Annotated in this window: 17 protein-coding genes and 1 pseudogene; 11 read left to right on the forward strand and 7 right to left on the reverse strand. The window is 50.7% G+C overall.

The features are described from left to right. Nucleotides 1-43 precede the first annotated feature (43 nt). The 4 genes from ACCC84_RS17140 (at nucleotide 44) to ACCC84_RS17155 (ending at nucleotide 4,082) form a co-directional block, all read left to right on the forward strand. Entirely contained in the window at nucleotides 44-868 is an 825-nt protein-coding gene (locus tag ACCC84_RS17140) for a hypothetical protein (protein ID WP_371902092.1), read from the forward strand. 90 nt (nucleotides 869-958) lie between these two features. Then, nucleotides 959-1,120, forward strand: a complete 162-nt coding sequence (locus ACCC84_RS17145; RefSeq protein WP_251864884.1) for a transcriptional regulator — start codon at nucleotides 959-961, stop codon at nucleotides 1,118-1,120. Beyond that, entirely contained in the window at nucleotides 1,117-1,815 is a 699-nt protein-coding gene (locus ACCC84_RS17150; RefSeq protein ID WP_021577793.1) for a competence protein CoiA, read from the forward strand. The genes ACCC84_RS17145 and ACCC84_RS17150 overlap by 4 nt, the downstream gene beginning before the upstream one ends. A gap of 158 nt (nucleotides 1,816-1,973) precedes the next feature. Then, nucleotides 1,974-4,082, forward strand: coding sequence for an AAA family ATPase (locus ACCC84_RS17155; RefSeq protein WP_371902095.1), 2,109 nt, complete (start codon nucleotides 1,974-1,976; stop codon nucleotides 4,080-4,082). Between the two features lie 316 nt (nucleotides 4,083-4,398). On the opposite strand, the pseudogene ACCC84_RS17160 reads toward ACCC84_RS17155, so the two are convergent. Beyond that, nucleotides 4,399-4,590: pseudogene (locus ACCC84_RS17160) on the reverse strand (xylose isomerase); the annotation flags it as partial. A gap of 439 nt (nucleotides 4,591-5,029) precedes the next feature. Here ACCC84_RS17160 and ACCC84_RS17165 point away from each other — a divergent pair. The 3 genes from ACCC84_RS17165 to ACCC84_RS17175 all read left to right on the forward strand — a co-directional run bounded on the left by ACCC84_RS17165 (nucleotide 5,030) and on the right by ACCC84_RS17175 (nucleotide 10,011). Further along, entirely contained in the window at nucleotides 5,030-6,469 is a 1,440-nt protein-coding gene (locus ACCC84_RS17165; protein ID WP_371902097.1) for an MFS transporter, read from the forward strand. A gap of 59 nt (nucleotides 6,470-6,528) precedes the next feature. Next, a complete protein-coding gene (locus ACCC84_RS17170; protein WP_198774095.1) occupies nucleotides 6,529-8,208 on the forward strand; it encodes a glycoside hydrolase family 43 protein in 1,680 nt (559 codons plus the stop codon). Between the two features lie 423 nt (nucleotides 8,209-8,631). Next, nucleotides 8,632-10,011: a carbohydrate porin gene (locus tag ACCC84_RS17175; protein WP_004959731.1), complete on the forward strand. Its 1,380-nt coding sequence runs from the start codon at nucleotides 8,632-8,634 to the stop codon at nucleotides 10,009-10,011. A 211-nt stretch (nucleotides 10,012-10,222) separates the two neighbouring features. On the opposite strand, the gene ACCC84_RS17180 is transcribed toward ACCC84_RS17175, so the two are convergent. Next, complete coding sequence (locus ACCC84_RS17180) at nucleotides 10,223-10,969, reverse strand: SDR family oxidoreductase (RefSeq protein ID WP_004959733.1); 747 nt, start codon at nucleotides 10,967-10,969, stop codon at nucleotides 10,223-10,225. Between the two features lie 57 nt (nucleotides 10,970-11,026). Then, complete coding sequence (locus ACCC84_RS17185; RefSeq protein ID WP_371902099.1) at nucleotides 11,027-12,121, reverse strand: NADH:flavin oxidoreductase/NADH oxidase; 1,095 nt, start codon at nucleotides 12,119-12,121, stop codon at nucleotides 11,027-11,029. Between the two features lie 179 nt (nucleotides 12,122-12,300). Between ACCC84_RS17185 and ACCC84_RS17190 the strand changes: the two genes are divergently transcribed. Beyond that, nucleotides 12,301-13,215, forward strand: coding sequence for an AraC family transcriptional regulator (locus tag ACCC84_RS17190; protein ID WP_004959741.1), 915 nt, complete (start codon nucleotides 12,301-12,303; stop codon nucleotides 13,213-13,215). A gap of 343 nt (nucleotides 13,216-13,558) precedes the next feature. On the opposite strand, the gene ACCC84_RS17195 is transcribed toward ACCC84_RS17190, so the two are convergent. Next, nucleotides 13,559-14,455 carry a LysR family transcriptional regulator gene (locus ACCC84_RS17195; RefSeq protein WP_273870228.1) on the reverse strand — a complete coding sequence of 299 codons (897 nt, stop codon included), beginning with the start codon at nucleotides 14,453-14,455 and terminating at the stop codon, nucleotides 13,559-13,561. A 151-nt stretch (nucleotides 14,456-14,606) separates the two neighbouring features. On the opposite strand from ACCC84_RS17195, the gene ACCC84_RS17200 reads away from it, so the two are divergent. Then, entirely contained in the window at nucleotides 14,607-15,260 is a 654-nt protein-coding gene (locus tag ACCC84_RS17200; protein WP_371902101.1) for a hydrolase, read from the forward strand. A 136-nt stretch (nucleotides 15,261-15,396) separates the two neighbouring features. Here the strand turns inward: ACCC84_RS17200 and ACCC84_RS17205 are convergent, their stop codons facing one another. After that, the gene (locus ACCC84_RS17205; RefSeq protein ID WP_004959753.1) at nucleotides 15,397-16,146 is read right to left on the reverse strand and encodes a glutathione S-transferase family protein; all 750 of its coding nucleotides are present in this window, start codon (nucleotides 16,144-16,146) and stop codon (nucleotides 15,397-15,399) included. Nucleotides 16,147-16,254: 108 nt separating this feature from the next. Between ACCC84_RS17205 and ACCC84_RS17210 the strand changes: the two genes are divergently transcribed. Beyond that, complete coding sequence (locus ACCC84_RS17210) at nucleotides 16,255-16,602, forward strand: winged helix-turn-helix transcriptional regulator (RefSeq protein ID WP_004959756.1); 348 nt, start codon at nucleotides 16,255-16,257, stop codon at nucleotides 16,600-16,602. Between the two features lie 297 nt (nucleotides 16,603-16,899). Here ACCC84_RS17210 and ACCC84_RS17215 read toward each other — a convergent pair whose 3' ends face one another. Continuing rightward, entirely contained in the window at nucleotides 16,900-18,690 is a 1,791-nt protein-coding gene (locus tag ACCC84_RS17215; RefSeq protein WP_198774089.1) for a hybrid sensor histidine kinase/response regulator, read from the reverse strand. Then, the gene (locus tag ACCC84_RS17220; RefSeq protein WP_004959765.1) at nucleotides 18,687-19,319 is read right to left on the reverse strand and encodes a response regulator transcription factor; all 633 of its coding nucleotides are present in this window, start codon (nucleotides 19,317-19,319) and stop codon (nucleotides 18,687-18,689) included. The genes ACCC84_RS17215 and ACCC84_RS17220 overlap by 4 nt, the downstream gene beginning before the upstream one ends. A gap of 178 nt (nucleotides 19,320-19,497) precedes the next feature. On the opposite strand from ACCC84_RS17220, the gene ACCC84_RS17225 reads away from it, so the two are divergent. Beyond that, nucleotides 19,498-19,812 carry a lipoprotein gene (locus ACCC84_RS17225; protein WP_273870237.1) on the forward strand — a complete coding sequence of 105 codons (315 nt, stop codon included), beginning with the start codon at nucleotides 19,498-19,500 and terminating at the stop codon, nucleotides 19,810-19,812. Nucleotides 19,813-19,954: the final 142 nt, after the last annotated feature.

The raw sequence follows: 19,954 nt of genomic DNA on the forward strand, positions 1-19,954 counted from the left end.
TCATAATAATTAGTCTATAAATACTGCCGTGCTGAGGACGCAAATGGGCAATGTAACAATTATTACCAATGCTATTGGGCGTTTTGCCAACGCCCTGCGGCTCTATGGTGAAGCCTTCATCAGATATCGACGGCTGGCAGCAATCGACCGTGAAGAGGCTATCCACAACCTCGACCGAGCATTTGAGCAAAATCTTGAGAGTTTTCATACGTTATATGATGTATCGCAAGGGGTTTTTGACTTTCATGCTCATCCGGATACCAGTCTCCTAATTGCTATTCGTAATGCTCTTCATCATCGTGACCATCCTTTATTCCATAGTCTTCTTCAGACTATTTGGTTGGACGGGAAGCCAGAGCGTCTGCTTGGAGCGGAGTATTTAATGGCTAGGCATCGAACGACGGGTGGCAATCCCCCGCCGATGATGCACTTGATCAAGTTGGAAGATATATACAGTCGGCTCGACCCACGTCGTGAATCGGTGCACATAAATCCAATGGGTAAGAGCAATGCTTTATCTAGATTTATCACTCTGGAAAATGGCCTTGCCTTCGAGAGAGTGTGGGCCAAAGCAAAAAAAGATCGCTATCCTACCAAGCAGGTGTATTTGGACTTGTTGCCGATATTTAATTCTGCGGTTTCGAGAGTTTTTGCTGCATTGGATACGGCGGGAGTGCCGTTTCAAGGGTTTGATGCAAACGCCTATAAATCTACATTTATTGATGAATTAGAGACAGACCTTCAACATTTCGATTTCTTTGGTCTGCGTATGCATGCGCTACAGATAGAATTAGGCCCGAAGTTCACAATCCAAGAGGCCTCTATCAGACGGGGCTGTACCTACGAAAAGGTGATGGAGGACGAATAGACGTCTATTATCGGGGTAAGGATGGTGCAGATATCATGACCCTGGCTAGGAGAATGGCATCAAATGAAAGACAGACCACATAGAGAGGCCATGGCCGAGTACTTCCGAGCCGATCCGACCTATGCAGCGGAGTTGCTTGCCGAAGTCCGTCGTGACGGCAACCCGGACGAGCTGGCAATTCTGTTGCGGCAGATGGACGAGGCGTTCGGGAGCGACTGCAAACGTTCGGGCTCTCCGGTGAGACAACTATGACGCAAGCAGCTTGGACACTCGACGGACGGCCGGTAGATGCGGCTTCCATTTCCGGCGCCGAGTGGGAGGCGTTGAAACAGACGGCGCAGTTAGGTGACTTTGTCATGCCGTGCTGCAAGGCACCGGCAGTACTCAAGACAAGCATCAATGGTTTACCTTTCTTCGCTCATCTGTCGGAGGAGTGCGGCACTGCACCCGAGACTAAATGGCATAAGTCGGGTAAGGCAGCAGTGATGGCCGCCTTAACCGGCATGGGTATCGAAAACCGTGACGAGGTGCCGGGCCGATCACCAAGCGGCGACAAGTGGGAGGCTGATGTTCTCTTCTCGGTTTCCGGTCGCACCATCGTCATCGAGCTGCAACGTTCCTACCAGCATCTACGCGACTTCACGCGTCGGCAGGAGCGGTACGTTGCATCGGGCGTTGAGTGCTACTGGCTGGTTCGCAAAGAGATATTCATGACCTTAGGAAAGGCCACGTCACGCCTATTGTTGAAGCGTGATTTCGGCAACGTGTTTCCGGCTAGTGGAATCGGTACTGGCATGCTGCCCGAGTTGCCGGTGGCGATACTGGACACCGAGGGCGAGCAACCGGTTCAGTTCGGCGGGTTTAAGACCGCGACTGTGCCTGTGTGGTTGGCTGGCATCCTTGATGGTGCATACCAATATCGCGGCGGCTCTTGGAACCTTAATTGACTGAAAGGGGGGGATTGAGCGCACGCCATACGGCGCGTTAAAAAACTGAGATGAGAGTACTTCTCAAGTTTTCTAATAGAATGCGTTTTATATATTTTAATGGTGCATAAATTCTGCAATTTATAAATGTATCTTTATAAACTGTAAGGGGGGAAGGGATGTCTGCATTTACGATTCAGATAAAAAACTGCAACAGCATCGAAAGTGCTGAGATTCGGATCAATAAGGGCACGCTTAATATAAAGTACGGGCCTAATGGATTGGGGAAAAGCTCAATAGCGAAAGCAATCCTAGCATCCGTGAGCGATGATGGGACGCTTCAAAAATTGAAGCCCTTTAAACATCGTGCGTTTGCAGGGCAGTTTGATCCGTCTGTGGTTGGGGTCGAAGATATAAAGTCGGTTTTGGTTTTTGACGACACCTACGTTTCGCAATTTGCATTCCAGCGGGATGAAGTCCTCAAGAATAGTTTTGACATATTCATAAAGACAGATGATTTTCTTGCTGCTATGCAGGAGATAGAAGCACTATTCCAAGGAATTAAGGCGGCCTTCGACGGAAACGAGGACTTGGGCAATGCTATATCAGATCTGAAAGAACTTCGTGATGCATTTGGAGTTACAAAAACGGGGGCGCTTTCCAAGTCAAGCAAGGGATATAAAGCATTTGGTTCAGGAAATAAAATTGCAAATATTCCAGAACATCTCAAGCCATTTGAAGAATTTATAAAAAGTGATCAACCGGCGACGTGGATAGCTTGGCAGACTAAAGGTAATTCCTTCTTGGAATTGTCGGATAACTGCCCTTATTGTTCTTCTAGTTTTCAAGGTACTGATAAGAAGGACGTGGCGCAAGCAGTTGCCAAAGAATACGATTCAAAGTCCGTTGAGCATTTGAGTGCGTTACAGGCAATCATTGCAAGATTGGGAAAATATTTTGATGATGCTTGCCGTGAGAGCTTGGAGAAAATCACAAAATCAAAGGTTGAGCTTTCGTTAGAAGAAACTAATTTCCTAAGCGCCCTTAGAGGCGACGTTGAAACGCTCATTGCAAAACTCGAAGGGTTGCGATCTATCTCGTTTTTTGTACTTCGAGACGTTGAGAAAATTGAAGACGAAATCAGCAAGCTGAGAATTGATCTCGACCTTCTTGGGAGACTTAATTCGGCAGATACTAAATCTGTTGTTGATCCCGTAAATGCTAAGCTCCAAGAGTTGGCGGAGAAGGTGGGAGAACTCAAAGGTAAGATCAACAAGCATAAAAAGCTAATTGAGAGGACCGTCGCGGAAAATCAAGATGGCATTAATGGCTTCCTTAAGTCGGCTGGTTACAAGTACAGCGTAGTTATCAAGTCTGAAGCCGAGTCTTACAAGATGAAGCTGGTACACCAAGACCATGACGAACATATTGAGACAGCGGCCCAGCACCTAAGCTATGGAGAAAGGAACGCCTTCGCTCTTATTCTATTCATGTATCAGGTTTTGAGGGAAAAACCTGGATTGGCGGTCTTGGACGATCCTGTCTCAAGCTTTGATAAGACGAAGAAATTCGCCATTCTGAACGAGTTGTTTAGAGGCAAGGCAAGTCTTCGTGATACGACCGTCCTTATGCTGACCCATGATATTGAACCTGCAATAGATGTTATACGTGGCGTTAAGCGGTTATTCCAACATCCTAAGCCAACGGCATATTTTCTGGCGTCGAAAGCGGGTGTAGTATCCGAGGTGGAGATTAGAGAGGAAAATATTCAAACATTTGCGCAGATATGTAGTGATAATATTCTCGAACTTGATGATGAAGTTATTAAGTGCATATATTTGAGAAGGCATTTTGAGATCATCAATGATCTAGGCGCAGAATATAATTATTTGGCCAATCTTTTACACGCTAGGGACGTGCCAATTCTAAAATCTGCGGTGGGCGATATCGCTATGAATGCTGAACAGATTGCGAACGCCGAAGCTGGCATCAAGAAATTCATCCCGGCTTTTGATTACTCGGCGGTGCTTGCTGCGATTAAAGATAAAGCAGAGATGAAGCGTCGCTTCACAGAAGCTACCGTTGGGTACGACAAAATCCAGCTTTTCCGCATCTTTAAGGAAGTGCATGGTTCCGCCAATGGGGAGCAGGATAGCATTCTTCAGAAATTTGTGAACGAGTCATTCCACATCGAGAACGAATATGTGATGCAGCTAAATCCCCACAAGTTCGATAATGTGCCGGAGTATGTCGTTTTGGAATGTGATAGGGCCATTCTGGCGTCCTAACCCTGTCACCAAATCTATGTGTGGTGACGTGGTATTAATCATGGTATTTTATTTAAATGTTAATGTAAATGTATGAATTTAATGATTTTTTTTATTAAAAATACCATTGAGTGGGAATGATTTAACGTCTGGCACCAGCCGGCACGTATAAGCCGTAAACCACCTCTAAGCCCGCATCACTGCGGGCTTTTTTGTTTTTGTATCTGGCACTTTCTGGCCGCTGTTAGCTACGGTTTATGCAAGGCAACAATTAATCGGCATTACTGACCCATGTGCCGAGTGTAATAGCAATAAAGAGCAATGGCGGCTGCCTGCTGGGGCGTTCAAAAGAACCGGCGCCAAGCATATCTGCGCCATTCCAGCAGGCGTTGGGCCAATCACCGACGTGCTTTTCCATCCGTTTGCCCAGCACGCTTTCATCCGGGGTGTAGTGACGAAAAGCCTGCGGGTTTGCTGTTTCCGGCGTTGCAAAACGCAGGCGGTCAGGTTGATCGAAAAAGGTTTGTATAATGAACTCCGTAATGCTGTCAGCGGAAAATAAAAAATGCGGCATCATCCTGTATTTTTCCGGCTGATTGCTCAATTACGTTATTTCACTCTGTGATTAAGATAATGCTCAAATGTGAACCATATCCCAAAAAGTACGATCATCTATTTAGTACGTTAATAACCCTACGAGGTGTTAACGTTTGTTAGACAGGTAACCAGAAATAAAAAAATATCGCTTTATCTGGTGCGTTCAACTACTGCGGATATTGCTAGTTAGCCGCCAGTCAGCACATTGGATAGATGACCTATACAAGACCTTTGTCACAACGCTCACGGAAATAAAAAAACATAATTAATAAATATAAAAACGTAATAGATCCCCGGATGTAATCTGTGTCAGAAAGTATTCCGCATTCACAAAATAGGCAGGAGATGTGATTAAAATGAGTGGAAACATAATGCAAAGTCGGCATGATGAGTACCATAAACTAACGCGTGGTGAACGCATTGGTTATGGCATGGGTGACTTTGCCCAAAACCTTGTTTTTGGCACCATCGGCGGTTTTCTTGCTCTTCACATGCTGACTGTTAATACCATCAGCACCGCCGCCGCCGGTTTTATATTTCTTTTTGTCAGAATCATCAATGTCTTTTGGGATCCGATGGTAGGGACTTTTGTTGACAAAAGGATTTCAGTAGCCGGAAAATATCGCCCATGGTTGTTAAGGGCAGGCATTCCACTCGTTATTCTTTCTGCTTTGCTTTTTGCCCCTATTCCTGAAGTCAGAGGCTCTGTTCCTTTCGCCTTTATCGTGTATTTGGCGCTGGATCTGGTTTATTCAGTTGTGAATATTCCTTATGGTTCCCTTAATGCTTCATTAACCAGAGATCCTGAATCTATTGATAAATTGACCAGTACGCGAATGATGCTGGCCAATAGCGCCAATCTTCTGGTCTATACGCTCTTCCCCATGTTCGTACAAATGGCCGCGCCAAAAGATCGCAGCCTCAAAGATACCGGTTTTTTTGGACTTGAACTCAATTTGGGGAATTATACCGATCCATCAGCAAGTTACGCCTGGTTTGGCGTTTACTCGGTGTATATGGTTATCGGGGCTGTGGCACTTTTACTCTGTTATAAATTAACAAAGGAACGGGTGGTTGCGACGGTAGAACAATCTGCCAACGTAAAAGCCACTGATTTATTCCTTGAACTCAAAAACAATCGGCCGCTGGTTGTTCTCGGACTTTTTTTCATGCTGGCCTTTACCTTCATGTTTTTCATGAACACGGTTAATGGCTTTTTCAATCAGTATGTGGTCGGCCATTCAGAATGGATGGGCGCTGTTGGCCTGGTAGCCTCAATTCCAGGTATTGTATTCCCGATTTTCTGGCCACGACTGAAGAAAATATTTGGTAAAAAAGGCTTCTTCCACCTTTTCCTTGGCATGTTTATTGTGGGGGAGTTTTTGACGTACATTTGGTCACTTGATGGAATGCATGATGAGCTCTGGCTGGCTTATATCGCAACATTTATTAAGCAATGGGGCTTAACCTCGGCTACCGGCTTTATGTGGGCACTGGTGCCTGAAGTTATTGCTTATGGTGAATTAAAGTCAGGCAAGCGCAATGCCGCAATTATCAATGCCATTATGGGGCTGTTTTTCAAGATTGGCTTTACTATTGGCGGCGCGGTGCCACTTTGGCTGCTGGCGGTGTATGGCTTTAACGAAACCGGCGTAGAGCAACATGCAAATGCCATCGCCGGCATAAACATGACAGCGATTTGGATCCCGATAGTTTTAGCCTTTGTGTCGATGATCGTCATTCAGTTATATCCAATCTCAGATAAAAATATCACGGATATCAACCGTCGGCTTGATGAGATTCGTATATAGTTATAAGTTTCTTGATTTTTTTATAAATACGAACAAGTTGATTAAAAAAGGTAAATGCCATGTCAATCATTCAAAATCCTATATTGCCTGGATTCAATGCAGACCCCAGTATTATCCGTGTAGAGGATACTTACTATATCGCAAACTCGACATTTGAGTGGTTCCCAGGCGTTCGTTTGCATGAGTCAAAAGACCTGGAACACTGGAATCTTCTTCCTAGTCCATTGTCGACCACTGCTCTTTTAGATATGAAGGGCAATCCTTCATCAGGGGGGATTTGGGCTCCAGCGCTCTCCTATGCCGATGGCAAATTCTGGTTGGTTTATACCGATGTGAAAATCACCGAAGGTGCCTTTAAAGACATGACGAACTACCTGACCACCGCAACGGATATTCGTGGCCCATGGACCGATCCTATCAAACTTAATGGCGTCGGTTTTGATGCTTCACTGTTCCATGACGATGATGGTGGTAAATACTTGGTTCAACAAACCTGGGACCATCGAGAGTACCATCACCCGTTTAATGGCATTACATTAACCGAGCTTGATCCAAAGACACTGAAGTTAAAACCAGAAACCGCGCGTACCATTTATCGCGGCACTGCCGTTGCGCTGGTTGAGGGGCCACATCTCTACAAACTAAACGGGTATTACTATCTTTTTGCCGCTCAGGGAGGAACCGTATTTACCCACCAGGAGGTGGTTGCTCGTTCCAAAACCCTGGACGCCAACAGTTTTGAAACCGCGCCAGGAGAGGTTTTCCTGACCAACGTAGATACCCCTGACAGTTACATCCAAAAACAGGGGCATGGCAGTCTGGTGTCAACCCCGAATGGGGAATGGTATTACGCCTCACTCTGTGCGCGTCCCTGGAATCATGCTGGTGAGTCTGTCTACGATCCTCGTGGTTGGTCAACGCTTGGCAGAGAAACCTCGATCCAAAAAGTTATATGGGATGCAGACGACTGGCCACGCATTGTCGGGGGCCACGGTGGAAAAACCTTTGTCGAAGGGCCAAAGGACGCTATTTATACCCAAAGTGCGGAAGATCATAGTCAGCGGGATGAGTTTACCTCGTCAACGCTCGATCTTAACTGGAATACACTTCGTGTCCCGTTCAACGAAAAAATGGGGACAACGGGTGATGGTAAATTGACGCTTATAGGTCAAGGTTCTTTAGCGAATACTCATGACCTTTCGCTTATTGCCCGGCGTTGGCAAGCCTTTTATTTTGATGCGCAAGTCAAAGTGAAATTCAATCCGTTTAATTACCAGCAAATGGCGGGCTTAACCAATTATTATAACGATCGCCACTGGAGCTTTGTTTTCATTACCTGGAATGAAATTAATGGTTCGGTGATCGAAGTAGGCGAGAATAATCGTGGGAAATACACCTCCTACCTGAAAGATCAGGCAATCAATATCCCAGATGGTACCGAATATGTCTGGTTCCGCACCAGGGTTAGAAAGGAAAGCTATTGTTATGAATATAGCTTTGATGGGGTGAGCTTCACTGAAATCCCTGTCAAATTGGATGCCGCAATTCTTTCAGATGATTATGTACTACAAAGTTACGGTGGGTTCTTTACCGGGGCATTCGTTGGCCTGGCGGTAGTCGACTACTCTGGTTATGCCGCCAGTGCAGAATTTTATAGTTTCGATTATCAGGAACTGGGTGACTCGTTAACGGCCAATGACGGCTATAGCTGGGAAGCAGGCGAATCGAGATTTAATTAAATACGATAGCGCGAACTCAGATAATAGGTGCAACGCCCGGCCATCAAGGGCGTTGCTGCTGATTGGCACTCACACGGTGCTAAAGCCGGCAGGCCGATGGCTACCCCGCCAGGCGCCGCACAAGCAAACTCCGCGGGTTGAACAAGATACAGGCGAGGCATGCCAGCCTGCGATCTTGATTATGTTGTACAGTCAGAATTATCTGGCGAACATCTTGCTGACGCGCGAATTAGCAGAATAAACCATTCATCATTATCAATATTTATATTTCATCACTCTGACTATGGAGACACTCATCACGCCAATTATTTAACTGTACCTCTGCGAAATAAAAATAAAATCAGCTTGTTTTGGTGGCATTGTTGCTATTTACACCAGAACAGGATGGTTATTTTCTAAGAAAATAATTAACTTGAGATAGCCATGAAAACTGTAAAAAAAATTCATTTAGCTATGGCGGTTATCACCGCGCTGTGCCCTGTTTCCGTCCTGGCGCAGGAATTCACTCAGGAACAGATTGACGCCATCGTGGCTAAAGCGGTCGATAAAGCACTGGCCGAACGGCAGGCGAAAATCACTGCCGCCGCCGATAAAAAGGTCGACGTGATTACCGACCCGCAAACCACTGCGGGTTCGCCGGATTTAGCGATTCCATTCGGCCTCAAATTCAGCGGCTACGCCCGTTATGGCGCCCACATCCAGACCGGCGATCAGAAATACGTCGGCGTTGACGGTTCCTATAACGGCGCCTCGGCGATCGGCCGTCTGGGCAACGAAAGCAACGGTGGCGAATTCCAGCTCAGCAAGGCCTTCAAAAGCAGCCAGGGGGCCATCTGGGATCTTAACGTCATGTTTGACCACTGGAGCGACGAAGTGAACCTGAAAAAGGCTTACGTCGGCGTTACCAACGTTCTCGAATCGAACCCGAATGCCTATATCTGGGCGGGGCGCGACTTCCACCAGCGTCCGCAGCAGGGGATCAACGACTACTTCTGGATGAACCACGACGGCCAGGGGGCGGGGGTGAAGAACTTCGATATTGGCGGCGTACTGTTTGACGTGGCGACGGTGTCGCAGGTGAAATCCTGTAGCCCGGAAGTGATGGCCGACGAGACTAACCCTTCACGCATCACCTGTACCGGCAGCTCTGATACCGGCGACAACGGCCACTATGCGTTAACCAGCAAAACCCACGGTATCAAGGCCGGGCCGATCGACGTCGAAGTGTACGCCAACTACGGCTTTGATTCGAAAGCGGTGGATAGCGACGAGCGTCTCGATGCCTGGCAGGGCGGATTGGTACTGAGCCACACCAACGACAGCGGGGTGAACAAGGTCATTCTGCGCTACTCCGATAACTCGGATAACAGCGTCTACAACAAAACCGACGACCTGACCACGGTGTACGCCAGCTTTGAGGGCAGCCATAAGTTTACCCAGCAGGCGCAGGTAGAATATCTGCTGGCGTTCCACGATTACGATAACGGCAAGGACAATACCGACAACCGTAAAAACTACGGTGCCATCGTGCGGCCGATGTACTTCTGGAACGACGTGCACTCCACCTGGCTGGAAGCGGGCTATCAGCGGGTAGACTACGATCAGGGCGGGGATAACAAGGGCTGGAAGCTGACGCTGTCGCAGAACATCTCCATTGGCATGGGGCCGGAGTTCCGCCCGATGCTGCGCTTCTACGTCACCGGTGGCCAGGTGGATAACCAGCACACCGCCAAAGTAGATGGTACCAGCGACCAGCAGCTGGATTCGCTGAACATCGGCGGCATGTTTGAGGCCTGGTTCTAAGTTGGCTTGATAAACTCCAGCTGTAGCCAACAGGGTGAAGGATCGCCAGAAAAATGAAAGCACGATGAAGAGCGACCTACTGATTACGCCAACAAAACAGAAGAAACTTCATCGTGCCTTCGCTTACCCACCACCGGTTCCGCTGCACCGCCATCAGCCCGATGCCGCCGCCAGGTTTCCGACTGGTTCTCGGCCCTTCACGGTTCTGCGCCTACAGATCCTGGGCAGTCGGTCGGAAAATAATTTCGTTAACTCCCACATCGTCAGGCTCGCCGATCGCAAAAGCAACCATACGGGCAAAGGTTTCCGGCGGAACGCCTACTTTGCCGACATATTCCTGATTGGCCGCCTGCACGTCCTTATCGCTGATATGCTCCAGCAGTTCGGTAGAGACGGCGCCAGGGGAGATAATGGTTGCACGGACGTTATAAGCACAGGTTTCTTTTCTTAGCCCTTCAGTGAGTGCGCGTACTGCATATTTAGTGGCGGAGTAAACCGCGGATGCGGGAAATACCAGGTGGCCAGCAACCGATGCCGTGTTGATGATATGCCCCGACTTTTGGGCTTTCATATAAGGCAGGGCTGCAGCGATGCCATGCAGAACGCCACGCAGGTTCACATCGATCATCTGATTCCACTCATTTACTTTTACCTGATCGAGCGGTGACAGCGGCATGACACCGGCATTATTAATCAGCACATCAATACGTCCCAACTGGTTCACGGCCGTATCCACCAACTTTTTAACATCATCTTCACGGGTGACGTCCGTGGCTACGGCAATTGCTGTTCCCCCCTGAGCGTTGATTTCTTTGGCGAGCACATCAATGCGATCGGAACGGCGGGCTGCAAGTACCAGTTTGGCCCCTTTGTGGGCAAGGTGACGAGCCGCAGCTTCACCCATGCCGCTTGAAGCACCGGTTATTACAATTACTTTATCTTTAATATTGTCTGTCATCTCAGGTTCCTTAGTTCACATTCAAGGGTTTTTGCCAAGGGAGGGCGTAGCGATACGTTATTCCGCCCAGTTCTGCAGCCAGTAGGCATATGGCTGCGGTAAAACGGACTCGGGAGCGACGATGCCAAGCTCTCGTGCAGCCTGGAAAACCCAGTGGGGATTGGTCAGCAGCGTGCGGGCGAAAAACACCAGGTCGAGTTTGACGTCCTGAATAAAATCACTGGCATCACTGGCGCGGGTGATCATCCAGCTCGTTGATACGGGAATGCCCGTTTCCCGGCGTACCCGTTCAGCATAGGGGACCATAAAGTTAGGCCCCCATGGCACCTGTTCATCTGGGGTAGAAAGCGCCAGACCGACATCGACAAAATCGATACCCGCTGTTTTCAGCCAGCGGATCACCTGCAGGGATTCGGCAAAGCTGTGTTCAGGACAGGAATCAAACTCAACGACGCCCAGGCGTGCAGTAAGCGGCAGGTGTGACGGCCAGACGGATTTTACCGCCTCTACCACCTCAAGCATAAAGCGAGCACGATTCTTCAGGGCGCCGCCGTACTGGTCTTCACGGGCGTTGGTCTTTGATGAAAGGAAAGTTTGCGCGAGAAAACCGTGAGCAAAGTGAAGCTCAAGCCATTCGAACCCGGCGTCACTGGCGCGACGGGCCGCGTCTCTGAAATCGTGCACCGCTTTGCGGATGTCGGCCAGAGACATGGCACGAGGAACGTAATCGCTCTCCAGAACGTAAGGTAGGGCGCTGGCCGCGACCGGTCTCCAGGCCTGTGGATCCTGACGATCCAGCGGCGTGCCGCCTTTCCAGGGCGGGGTACATCCCGCTTTTCTGCCAGCATGTCCAAGCTGGATACCCGCTACCGCACCCGCCTGTTTGATTGCAGTGGCGACGGAAGTAAGGCCTTCGGCATGTGCATCGCTCCAAAGCCCCAGATCGCCTGGCGTGATGCGTCCTTCAGGGCTAACGGCAGTCGCCTCAACGATAAGCAAACCTACGCCACCGCGTGCCAGCATCGAATAGTGCGACCTATGCCAGTCGTTAACAAAACCGTTCTCAGCCTGATATTGGCACATCGGTGAAGCGACAATCCTGTTGCGCAGGGTAATATCTTTAAGCGTGAAGCAATCAAACAGCTTAGGCATCTGGCATCTCGATAACTCGGGTGAAATTGTAATTTATTATTCGCCCATTGCCGCCTGATGTCTTTGTCAGATCTGTCGATAATTTTGCCTAAAATGATTTATGGTTGCTGAAAGATGCATCATTGTTTTCCCGATGATAAATTATTTATGATATGTAAATTGATGCTGATAGGCGGAATATGGTCGATAAAATTGCACTAAATGCTGCCTCTGCCAAAAAGTCGTTGGCAGAACTGGTTGCCATGATTGCCCAAAATGATGGTGACTATCCCACGACAATCCCTTCACTTACCGTTCATCGCCGCCAGATGCCCACGGCGCCAGTGCACTGTATTTATCAGATGGGGCTGGGGGTTGTGGTGCAGGGGGCAAAAGAGGTCATGCTGGCAGGAAAACCAACCCGATACCGCGCAGGCGAATCCATGCTGACTACGATAGATCTGCCGGTGATTTCTCATGTTACCGAGGCCAGCCAGGATGAACCTTTTCTGGGGCTGATGCTGACGTTGGATCCCCGGACCGTGGTCCAGATGGCGGCACTGATGCCGACGGCGAAGTCGATAAGAGAAGTCCCGCTTAATCCGCTTTCTGTTGAACCGCTAGATGAGGGATTAACCGACGCGTTACGGCGTTTGATACAGCTGCTCGCTGAGCCAGATTTGATTGCCCATCTCGAACCGTTGATCCAGCAGGAAATTATTATCCGCTTATTAGCCAGTAACCATGGCCCACAGCTGCGGCATCTGGCAACGGCAGGTTCGCCGAGTCAGAATATTTCCAGGGTGGTGGGCTGGCTTAAACAGAATTTCACGCGGGCTGTCTGCATCGATGAATTAGCCGCGAGCGCCTATATGAGCCCGTCCACTTTTCGGCAGCATTTCCGTGCGGTGACGGGAGTTAGCCCACTGCAGTACCAGAAAAAGCTCAGGCTACAGGAAGCCCGGCAGCAGATGTTAAGCAACAATCTTGATGCCAACAGCGCGGCGTTAATCGTTGGCTATGAAAGCGCATCGCAGTTTAGTCGCGAATACAGCCGGGAGTTTGGCGAGTCTCCGCAGCGCGACATCAAACGTATGCGCTTATATGGCGAATGAGATTTTATACGGGTAATGGCTTGGCGCCGACGGTGTCCGCACTGGGTGGCGTTTTTTTTGTTTTTCTGACCGTGATTGATATGTAAGTCATTGATTTGCATCGAGTAGTGCCACTGACAATACTTATTGGTTGGGCAGCAGGCAGCAGCGGTTTTACAGCATGAGATGATCCACTGGCCCAGAGAAATCTGGCGGTTGGTGAACGAATGGTCCGCATGCTCTGTCGTTATATTTGGCTGGATGACCGACATTTTTTCCCATTGGTATCGCCCGACCACGCCAGCAGAATCACCGTCCACCAGGGTTACCTCGGCTCATGCCAGACAGCCTGGTCGGTGCATGCTTACACCACGGGCGTCGTTGCAAAGTGTGGCGGTGGGTCGAAATATTCAATCAGCAGTTCGGTGAGGACGCGTATCTTGCGTGCCGGATGCTGTCCTGGCGGTCGGATAACGTAGGCCCCGGCTGGCGGTGGCGGATGGTTGATCATCACCGGCACCAGTGCGCCGGAGGCCAGGTGCGGGTGGGTAAGGCAGTCGGGCAGGTAGGCAATGCCGAGGCCGGCCGTTGCGGCGGCCACCAGTGCGGTCCCGTTATCGGCCTTGAAACGCCCCTGCGGGCGCACCGTAATGATTTTGTCGCCATCCGTCAGTTGCCAGGTTTCGGTTCCCTGCATCAGAGCCTGGTGACTGAGCAGTTCCTCTGGCGAATTCGGTTGCCCATGTGCCTGGATATAGTCCGGGCTGGCGACCAGTTTGCCGTAAATCGGGCCGATGCGTCTTGCGATCAGGTTGGAGTCCTGCAGATAGCCAACCCGTATCGCACAGTCGTAGCCCTCGGCGATCAGGTCAACGAAACGGTCGCTGTAGCAGGCCTGGATATTAACCCGTGGGTGGCGTCGTGCCATTTCCGCGATCGCTGGAGCAAAGTGTGTGGAGCCGAAAGAAAGCGGCACTGCCACGCGCAGGCGGCCACGCAGCTCTCCAGTAGGCAAAATGGTTTCCCTGGCGGCATCAATCTCGGCGCAGGCTCTGGCCGCGTAGTCCCTGAAGGTGGCGCCGGCCTCGGTGAGCGCCGTCCCACGGGTGGTTCTGGCCAGCAGTTGGACGCCCAGCGCTTTCTCAAGCCGGGCGAGGCGGCGGCTGACGATCGATTTGGCGACGCCGAGCCGCAGTGCGGCAGGCGAAATCCCACCGGCATCGGCAACTTCGACGAATGTCTGTAGCTCTTCAATATTCACTTCAGCGTTCCCCATTCTGCGACACAGCTAGCCCCATGATGCGACTACCGCAGCAAGCATGGCAACAGCACAATACGGCTGTGCGGGGCAGGCCTGCCGCTGGCGACTGTCCCGGATATTCCTCCCACCATAACAGTAGAGGGCACCAATAATGACTTTTCGTAACGGCCTGGATTCACTGCTTCGTCCTGAAGACTCTGTACTGGTTTTGATCGATCATCAACCCTATCAGCTTGCCAACCTGAACAGCCACGAACCGCAGATGGTGGTCAATAATGCAATAGCGCTGGCGAAGGCTGCCAAAGCCTATGGCGTTCCGACCATACTGACCAGCGTGATTGCCGAGCGGGGCGGGTTGATTTTCCCGCAAATCGTCGATGTTTTCCCCGATCAGCAGGTAATAGACCGGACACTTATCAATACCTGGCAAGATCCGAAAGTGGTGGATGTGGTCAAGGCGACAGGGCGTAAGCAGCTGATTATCGCCGGCCTGTGGACCGAGGTCTGTGTCGCAATGCCGGTGATCCAGGCCGCTGGCGAAGGCTGGGATGTCACGGTAATCACCGACGCCTGCGGTGGCGTTTCGGTCGAGGCTCATCAACTGGCCATTCAGCGTATGATTGCGGCCGGTGCGAACATGATGACCTGGCTGGCGCTGGCTTCGGAATGGCAGCGCGACTGGGCGTGGACAGAGCATACTCGCACAATGACCGACATTCTGGCGCAGCATGCTGCCGGTAGCGGTATTGCGTATCTTTGGGAACAGCAGTTGCTTAACACGCCGGTGCCGGACAACGGCGGCTGATCGGTAATGGGAAACGCCTGCCGAGGTTAAACCGCAGCATGATGCCCTGATGTTAACGCTTAACATTGGCATCAATAATCAAGCCCGCGTCGTCGCGGGCTTTTTTAGATTACCATCACCAAATCGCGAGAGCCTGTCAGGCGTTTTCGCTGACCAGCTCCGGCGGCGCGCTAGGTTGTGATTTCACGCCAAATCGCTCGATGACCTCGGCCAGTTCACTGTGTCCCGTACAGGCGCCGTCACCGCGCGGCATTTCGCCATTTTCCAGTGCGGTCGCGTAGATAACCGCAGGATCGGCTTCAATGCGACTTCTTAGCGCGGCGAGCTTTGGCCAGCGGGTTTTATTGGCCACCTGGTGAACATCGAGCCAGCGCGCGACGCCGATCAGCAGACCGTCGGCCAGAGTGGGGCGATCGGCGATCAGGAAAGGCGTATCGCCGAGCATTTCCTCGAGCCGGTCATGACGCTTGATGACATACTCGCGGCCCCATGTTTGCAACGCGTGCTGCATCGTCGGGTTGGGTGACTGCATTTCCATCGCCACCCATAGCGGAGTGAATGCACCGGTAAAGCCGGTATTGATGAACGCCATCATCTGATGCATGCGGTCGGCGTTGCGTGACAACGGATCGAAGCTGATTTTGCGTGCGGTGTCTCGCGCTTCCAGCCATGCCGCGATTGCCATGGTTTCGCTGAGCACCTCGCCCCGATCGGTGATCAACACCGGCGTTTCGACCCGTGGGTTGAGCCGTTGATAAGCGGGGTCACGCATCTCGCCGAGCATGTCGACGCGACACAGCCGGTAGGGGCGCCCTAACCATTCGAGAGCAGCAACCAGCCCCATGGAGCTTCCTGCCGGGAAGCCGTATAACAAAATAGGTTCCATACTTTGGGTTCTCCAGGATTTATGTTGATGTCACAGTGCAGCGATGTGTACTGTAACAGTCGATATCAGTAAGTAAATTACGCACTTTTTTGTTACCACGAGAGCGCTATGAAAAACCTGATTTCCCGTTGCCCGATCGAAGAAGTGATGCAGATCCTCAGCGGCCGCTGGCCGACCTTGCTGATTTACTATCTGCAGGATGGAACAAAACGCTTTAATCAACTGCGTCGGGATAATCCGACGATTTCGCATAAAATGCTGACGCTGGAACTGCGCAAGCTGGAGGAGGCGGGGATTGTTCGTCGCACCGAGTTTGGCGGTTATCCGCTGCGCGTCGAATATGATCTGACGCCGGCGGGCGAGCGGCTGGTGCCGCTGCTCGATGCGCTAGGGGCGTGGTGGGAGGAAACAGACGGTAATGAGGAAGACGTGGCCGAGTTCGGTGCGACTCATTAGCGCCAGCGTTGTCGATGCGCGTTTCTGAGCGCCATCCATGGCGCGCCAAGGGTGCCCGCGCTGGTCTTTGCCGCTAGCGGCCAGCCGACGCTCGTGAACAAAGCGTCAATTTTTTGCCGGGTCGGCCGCTAATCAGCGGCGTTTTGCCGCGTAACCATCAAGAGGAAACATCGCGGGTTGGAGCGGGAGCCATCAACCACCTGCCGTGGGCGGTACATTAAAGCATCCATTAACCTGTCCAGCTTCACACTGACTCTTCCCGCCAGCTTTATCCGAATATCGACACTCACCAGCTCGCTAATGGTGCAACCCCGTTGCCCACTGCGACAGCAACGCATACAGAGCCGTCGGTTCCAACGGTTTGCGTAATACCAGATAACCTTCCTGCTCGGCCTGAAGCAGAATGGGGGAATTGAACTCGCCGCTGACCATGGCACCGCTGACGTTCGGCAGGCGTTCAAACAGCGCTTGCAGAATATCGAAACCGCTTTCGCCGGAACGGAGCCGTTGATCGCACAGTACGGCAAACGGCGCGAAGCCTTCGTCGATAATCGCAAATGCCTCCTCTGCGGAGACGGCGCAGCGTACCGTAATACCCCAGGTGCTCATCAAGCTCGACCAGGCGGACGTCACCAGCGGATCATCGTCCACCACCAGGCAGTTGCCAGACAATGACGCATAGCGCGTCGGCGAGGGCAGGTTAGCGTAGTTGCCGGCACTGTCCGCCAGCATGTCTTCGCCGCTGTACAGGGCAAAGCGCATCCAGAAACGCGATCCTTTGCCTTCGACGGAGCGCATACCGTATTCGACCTTCATCAATTTGGCACAGCGTGCCACTACTGCCAGCCCCAAGCCATGGCCAGCGCTATCGATTTTCCACGCCAGTTCGGGGCGGTAATAGGGGGAGAAAATCTTACCTTTTTCTTCGTCAGCGATACCGACACCGGTATCCCACACTTCGATCAAACACTGCTCTCCACGCGGTCGGATGGCGATCAGCACACCGCCGTGCTGCGTGTAACGCAGGGCATTCTGTATCAGATTAATCAGCGATTGCCTGATGAGCATGTGATCCCCCATCACGGCGATACGCCGCTTGGGCCGCCAGGTGCGCAACGACAATGACCGGCTGTTTGCTTCTTCGCGGAACAGGGTAATCACTGAATCAAGCAGCGATCCGATGTCCACCCGAATAGCGGCGGTGCTGAGATTGCCGGCCTCGATCTTGCTGAGATCGAGTAAGGAATTGAACATCAGGTGCACGGAACGCACGCTTTGCTGCAAATCCAACAGCTGTGGGGTAAGTGTGTCATCGCGATTTTTATGAATGATGGCTTCAATCAAGAATCCCATGGCATGCACCGGCTGGCGTAAATCATGGCTGGCAGTGGTGAGAAACTGGTTCTTATCCAGCAACGCCTGCTCCGCTTGCTCCTTGGCCTGGCGAAACTGTTCCGCCAGACGCGAACTTTTTTCTTCAAGGTGGGCTTGCTGAATAAAGAAGGCGTGCGAGGTCAAAGCGTGGCGGTAAATGGCGAAACCATAAAGCAGATTCAGCATCAGCACGATCGGCATAATATCGTCCAACCGCCAGACAATGCCCAGATTCAATACCCCCCAGGAGGCAAAGAAAAAACGCGTAAAGGTGCTTATGACCGGTGTCAGGTGGGTTGCATTGGCTGCGACGATAGCCGCAATACTGATATTTAATAACAGAAAAAAGTCGAAGCTGTTTTTTTCTGGAGTGATTAAATATAAGGATGAAATACCCACACCATGTGCGAAGGCCAGCTTGTTGATGCGCGGCAGCCAACGGTTTATTACGACGCTGGCGTTATCGTCCTCGGATTCATGGCGATAGCGGCGATGCCATAATCGGATGGCCACTGCGCAAAAAATATAGATAACTATCCAGGTGATAATTGGCGTAAGTTCCTTGCCCATTAAATAAAGCCAAATGGCGAAAGGAATACCCACAAAGGGCACGGCGGTAAAGCTAAAGACCAGGCGCATAAATGTATTATTCAATAAGCGAATTTGTGCGCGTGCGGAAATTCCATCCTGTTGTAAAGATTGACGTAATGTCATTGTGATGGCCCTTGCCGGCCATGCAATAGCGTAATGGCTTCGACGCGGCTATTGACGCCGATCTTTTTCAGAATATTGCTAATGTGTTCCTTGACCGTGGGTTCGGAAATAGCAAGCTGTAACGCTATCTTTTTATTGGGGAAGCCACGCATCATCATGGTTAATACTTCCAGCTGCCGTGAGGTTAAATTAAACTGTTGCAGTGGGTTTTTGCTATTGTCGGCAACGGTGGCATTATCTTCCGGGAACCATGTCCGGTTTTCCAGTAGTGCGAAAACGGCTTGGGAAAATAATTCAGGTGGCTGATTTTTCAGCACAAATCCGTGCCCGCCGGCATGACGTACCTTTTGACCTATTTCGTTGTTTTCATCGCCACTGACCACCAGGAAACGAATTTTTGGATAGAGCTGCTTTATTTCTTTTAATAATTTTAATGCCGTTCCATCGGATAACCAGAAATCGATGACCATTAAGCGTGGAGCGCCGTTTTCCAGAATGTGGCGATAACAGCTTTCCTCGCTTGTTACCACGTAGGCACGCTTAAAACGACAATGCGTATTCAGGAAGTTGGCAATGCCGCTTGCCACCAAAGGATGGTCATCAATGACCAGCGCATAATCCTGCCCCAAGGGTATCTCCTTTCGCTTAAATGTATCAGATTGGTCTGGTAAGTTTTTATTATCACTGCTCCCTACTTTAGGAGGGTTTTTTCGGTTAGGAAAGCGAAATATATTATTCAGGGATTTTGATAAGGTAAAACATAAAACCATACAGAATTTGGATCTGTTTGGTTACAAAGGACAATTTATGAGAAAACCACTTATCGCTATAAGCATTACGCTACTGGTAGCCGGTTGTTCAACCTTGAAAACCGATCAGGCAATACCGCTGTTGCAGGCGGAAACGGCTAAAATGCTCGGCCTGGGTTCATCGGATGAAATTACCGTGACCAATGTTAACGGCGCCCAGCCGGATGCCCTGGGGGGGCAAAAACTGTCTTACCGCGCCACCACCGATAAAGGGCGGATTTTTGACTGCTCGTCGCTGATGATGCCGGGTATTTTAGGCTCGGCGCCGACGCTAAGCACGCCAAGCTGCACCCCGGTCGTCACACATAAATAATCCTCTGTGGGCGCGGGTTGAGGGGCAGAGCCTCCACACGTTGGCATCGAGACATTAGCGCTGGGGGGCATTAGCTAATTTCTTGATAAATCGCCGTCGGTGCTCGCGACCACGTATCCTCTTATGCATTACGTTTTTCATA

Origin of the sequence: Serratia odorifera, assembly GCF_041448735.1 — a bacterium.
Lineage (GTDB): Bacteria > Pseudomonadota > Gammaproteobacteria > Enterobacterales > Enterobacteriaceae > Serratia_F > Serratia_F odorifera.